The 4,397-nt window shown below is 63.3% G+C and carries 5 protein-coding genes; 2 read left to right on the forward strand and 3 right to left on the reverse strand.

Going from position 1 to position 4,397, the window contains the following annotated elements:
* The first annotated feature begins 214 nt into the window (after positions 1-214).
* Positions 215-1,150 carry a hypothetical protein gene (locus EN884_RS27195; RefSeq protein ID WP_013530658.1) on the forward strand — a complete coding sequence of 312 codons (936 nt, stop codon included), beginning with the start codon at positions 215-217 and terminating at the stop codon, positions 1,148-1,150.
* Between the two features lie 28 nt (positions 1,151-1,178).
* Here the strand turns inward: EN884_RS27195 and EN884_RS27200 are convergent, their stop codons facing one another.
* The 3 genes from EN884_RS27200 to EN884_RS27210 form a co-directional block, all read right to left on the reverse strand.
* On the reverse strand, positions 1,179-2,735 hold the full coding sequence (locus EN884_RS27200) for a serine hydrolase (RefSeq protein WP_063168614.1): 1,557 nt from the start codon (positions 2,733-2,735) through the stop codon (positions 1,179-1,181).
* 141 nt (positions 2,736-2,876) lie between these two features.
* Positions 2,877-3,767 (reverse strand): NmrA family NAD(P)-binding protein, encoded by an 891-nt coding sequence (locus tag EN884_RS27205; RefSeq protein ID WP_063168615.1) that lies wholly within the window; start codon positions 3,765-3,767, stop codon positions 2,877-2,879.
* Positions 3,764-3,946, reverse strand: coding sequence for a DUF1127 domain-containing protein (locus EN884_RS27210; protein ID WP_013530655.1), 183 nt, complete (start codon positions 3,944-3,946; stop codon positions 3,764-3,766). The genes EN884_RS27205 and EN884_RS27210 overlap by 4 nt, the downstream gene beginning before the upstream one ends.
* Before the next feature lie 217 nt (positions 3,947-4,163).
* On the opposite strand from EN884_RS27210, the gene EN884_RS27215 reads away from it, so the two are divergent.
* Positions 4,164-4,397 (forward strand): LysR family transcriptional regulator (locus tag EN884_RS27215; RefSeq protein ID WP_128360838.1); only part of this gene is annotated, 234 nt, incomplete at its 3' end.

Here is a 4,397-nt window from a genome sequence, read left to right on the forward strand (position 1 = left end):
AGGCGGTGTCAGGATCGGCGGAGCGTGCATCGTGGAGGTTCGTGTCTGAAGTCATCAGGGTTCTCGGGGCAGTTTCTGGCGGAGCTATCGGCCGGATGGCCAGGCGGGTCAACCTTCTGGGGTGGTCGCCGCCATCAAATCCACCGCCTGCAAATCCGTAGGTATTTAGCCAAAATGGCACTATTCTGCGCAGTCTGGGCTTCAGGGAAAACGAATGGACTTCAGCACAGGCCATGGTTACCTGCTCATCGGCGGCCTCATCCTCGTCGGTACTGGGCTGCTCATCCTGTCGCTGATCGTCAATCTGCGCGTCGCCCACAGTGTGCGCGACGACGTGCGTCATCGCGAAAAGCTGCTGGAATACTACCGTAACATCTTCTCGCAGTTGGGCGTGATCCTGATCGGCATCGGCGTGTCGCTGTTCATCTTCTTTTTCCAGCAGAATTACCAAGACCAGCGCAGACGCGAAACGGATCTCCAGCAGGTTCTGGCCAAGCTGGCGGCGCGCATCGCTCGTGGCGCTCCCCTCGTCGAGTCACTTGGCGAATTCGACGCGCTGCTGGATGACGGCGGGGCCTACGTTAGTCCCGAACTTGGTGGAACCAACGCCGCCATCGGCGCGCAGGGAGCGGAGCTTGGCAAGCAGATCCGCGAAATCCTGCTGGTTGAGCGCGACGTCGACATCCGGGACTTCGACATCCTCAACCTGTCGCGCGATTTCGAGTCGTCGTTCGTCGTCAACCAGCTCGATCCGACGCTATGGTTCGACATCGTGCGCGACGAGAGCGAGATCAAATATGCCATCACCCAACTCACCCTCGACTACAAGGACCTGCAGGATGCGATCGGCGGCGAGCCGATCGAGGTTGCGATCGCCAATCCTGAAACCGAGCGCAAGATCAAGCACGAGGTGCTCGACATCTTCTACGATGCCGACCTCTTGCGCCAGCGCAGCAGGCGATTTCTCGGCCGTGCGTGCTGGCTTCTCAGCCACGGACGCAGCTTTGTCAGTCTTGCACCGGTCGACGCGATCGAAGCCGACGCGAGGTCACATCAGGAATGGATCGACAGATCGAAGCCCTCGCTGGCACAGACGAAATCGGGCAACGGCGATTGCTTCAAACTGCTCCGATACGGCCCGGCATCCTGACTCCCGGCGGGACCGGTCGATTTGGAAGTCAGTCCCCCACACGTTGCAGCGTGCCGAGATGATTGTCGTCGAGAAAACCTACAGTCATGGCCGACGCCTTGCCGTCAGCGCCGACCACGAAACTTACACCCGAGGGGCTGTCCGGCGTCTCCGCGTCGGGGAAGGTCAGGAAAAGATCACCGTCGAAATGCCTCAATGAATAGGACCGGCCGGCGGCCGGGCCCACCTTGAGTACAAGGTCGTCTCCCGCTTTCGACACAATCGCGTCGCCGATGAAGTCGTTGGCGTACCGGCCAGCATAGACACTGCCCGGCCCGGCTCGCCGTGACGGAGACGGCGGCGCGGCGTAGGCGGCCTTGGCCGCCGCGACCACCGGACCGAACAGGCCCGCATAGATATCATTCCACGCCTTGACCCAGTCCTTCTCGACCTTACCGTCGAAGACGAGATCGGCGAAGCTGTCGGACAATCCCTCCGGCAGGCCAGTCGGAAAGGCGTTGGCGACGATGACTATGCCCAGCTTCTCCTTTGGGAAGACTGTCACCAGGGTACGCGCGCCGACGCTGAAAGCGCCGGCGTGGCCCCAGCTCAGGCCGTGTCGGCCGAATTCGACATTCCAGCCGAGGCCGTAGAACGATGCGCCGCCGGAGACGGGGTTGTTGCCGCGCGATATCAGCGGAACATGCGTCTGGCTTAGCGCATCGGCGGCAATCAGTGTCTTGCCGGCATAAACGCCGTTGTGGAGGATGAGGCGCACCCATTGCGAGAGGTCACGTGCCGTAGAGCTGACGCCGCCGGCGGGCGCCTGCGCATCCGGATCGCGCTCTATCCTCGCTGCCCAGGCGCCATCGACCTTGACGTGAAGCGCGGCGCGGTTGGTTCGCTTGACGAAGTCCGAATGGCGGGAACTCGTGGAGGCCATGCCCAGCGGACGGTAGAGCTTCTCCTCGGCGACCTGCTCCCAGGGCTTTCCCGTCGGTGTCGCGGCTGCCACGGCACCCTCTGTCAATCCGAAATTGCTGTAAGAATACCCGGCCCGAAAGCTCGACGATGGCGGCACGAACCGCAGGCGATGCAGGATCTCGACGCGGTCGTAGCCAATGTCCTCGAGGTCGTCTCCGGCGGTGCCTGGAAGCCCGCTGCGATGCGAAAACAGGTCACGGACGGTGAGCTGGCTTGCCGGATAAGGATCGGCCAACCTGAAGGCCGGATCGAGATCGGCGATCTTCGAATCCCAGGACACGATCCTGTCGCTAACCAACGCCGCTACGACGGTGGCGGAAACCGGCTTGGAAAGGGAGGCGATCTGGAACACCGTGTCGGCGTCGACGATCTCAGGCTTGCCGGCCTCGCGATGCCCAAAACCCTTGAGGAAGATCACCTCGTCATCGCGCACGACGCCGATGGCGAGCCCGGGCACGGCACCGTCCGCGACGGCGGCTTCGGCAAGCGCTTCGAGCTTCGACAGGGCAGCAGTGATGCGCTCGGGCGTGAGGCTATCGGCCGGCGCCGCGTGCGGCCAAAGCGCCATTGCGGCGATGAAGACCCAAACCCTCCACTGGCAGAGATTCCGATTCAGCCGCATGCACAAGCCTCCTCCCAGGAATTCACATGACCATGATACAGGCCCGCACGGGTGAGACCAGCCCTTCTCGGGCGGCTCACGCCGCGAGCCGGATTCATCGGCCGCGCCGACGACGTCAGCTTCAGCGCCGCGCTCCTGTTCCTACCGCCCAGCGGCGTCCGCCATCGCAACAAAGGCGCTCTCGATGGTCTCGAAAGCCAGCTCCGGATACAGCACTCCGGCTTCCGGCGTGGCCGTCTCGAGCGCGGTCTCGCCGCGTATCCAGAATGCCCGCAGCAGTCCAAGCCAGGGGGCTGACGCGATCATCGCCTCAAGCTCCGCCGCACTCTGAGGCACGATGCGCGGCGAGCGGCCGCTCACCCGGCGCCACAGATCGATCATTTCGTTCTGGGTGATCTTGTTTCGGGCGATGCGGATCTCGCTGCGGATGGCCTTGGGATCGTTCAACGCGCGCAAGGTGACGGCGGCGATGTCCTTCTCGCTGACAAACGTCGCCGGCACATCGCCACCGCCATAAAGCGTCACCTCATCGGGCGGCAAGGGCGACGAGCCAAAGCGCATCAGATCGCCCAGCGTCGCCACCCAGGTCGAAAAGAAGCCGTTGGTGTAGATCACCGTGTAGGGCAGATCGGCTTGCCTGATCGCGTCGAACACGCCTCGCTTGAGATCGAGCGGCGGGATCGAGCCCGGGGCGGCGGCGGCGAAGTCGAGGCCGAAGCCGGCGGAAGGCACATAGCGGGAAACGCCGGCATCCCTCAGCGCCCGCACCAGCGTCATCTCGCTGGCCGAATGCACATGCACCGAGCTGATGACGCGGTCCACCGCACTGGCGGCGCGGACAAGGCTGTCATAGTCGTCGAGATCGCCGACGTGGATTTTGGCACCGAGCTCCTTCAGCGGGCGCAGCCGCTCTTCATCGCCGGCTGTTGCCGCACGAACCAGAACGTGCAGGCGATCGCCATTGCGGGCGCTGGCCTTCGCCATCTCGCTGCCCAGCAGCCCCGTCGCGCCGATGATCAGGGTGCTGGTCATATCGACCTCCCGTTGCGCAGGATGGAGCCGTCCCAGTCGCGCTCGAATCCGATGTCGTGCAAGCGATGGTTCGAGAAGCGTGAAACTTGGCGCAGCATCCGGCGGCGCTCGACGACTGCAGAGGCTCTGAGTGCAAGACCGCTCGTCGCGGCGCTGATGGATTCGAGAATCGGTTTCATGGTTCGTCTCCTGTGGTTCAGTAGGCGCAAGCGTGCCGACGCCGTCCGCAAGGGGACAAGCATGACGATTGCTCACACTGTTTCTGGTCGTTCAGCGCAGCGGCGAGATAGGAAAGCCGATCAATATCCGCTGCTACCCCTATAGATTGGACATTTCCGGGCTGGACGACAAACGACTCTTTGTGCAGGATTTGTGAGCAACACTCACAGGTGGACCATGCCGCGCAGACTACCGCCCCTCACTGCCTTGCCCGCCTTCGAGGCTGCCGCCAGGCATCTGAGTTTCTCCAAGGCGGCGGGTGAGCTCAACGTCACCCATGGCGCGGTCAGCCGCGCCATCCGCAACATCGAGGACAGGCTCGGCATCCAGCTTTTCGATCGGGGAACGAGGTCCGTGCGCCTGACGTCGGTCGGCGCGGCCTACGCATCGGAAGTCAGGACGGCGCTGGAC

Origin of the sequence: Mesorhizobium sp. M7A.F.Ca.AU.001.01.1.1, from assembly GCF_004022735.1 — a bacterium.
Taxonomy (GTDB): domain Bacteria; phylum Pseudomonadota; class Alphaproteobacteria; order Rhizobiales; family Rhizobiaceae; genus Mesorhizobium; species Mesorhizobium ciceri.

Excerpts from the sequence above, each read along its gene's own strand:
- EN884_RS27200 (WP_063168614.1), bottom strand. The coding sequence starts at position 2,735 with ATGCGGCTGAATCGGAATCTCTGCCAGTGGAGGGTTTGGGTCTTCATC.
- EN884_RS27210 (WP_013530655.1), bottom strand. The coding sequence starts at position 3,946 with ATGAAACCGATTCTCGAATCCATCAGCGCCGCGACGAGCGGTCTTGCA.
- EN884_RS27205 (WP_063168615.1), bottom strand. The coding sequence starts at position 3,767 with ATGACCAGCACCCTGATCATCGGCGCGACGGGGCTGCTGGGCAGCGAG.
- EN884_RS27195 (WP_013530658.1), top strand. The coding sequence starts at position 215 with ATGGACTTCAGCACAGGCCATGGTTACCTGCTCATCGGCGGCCTCATC.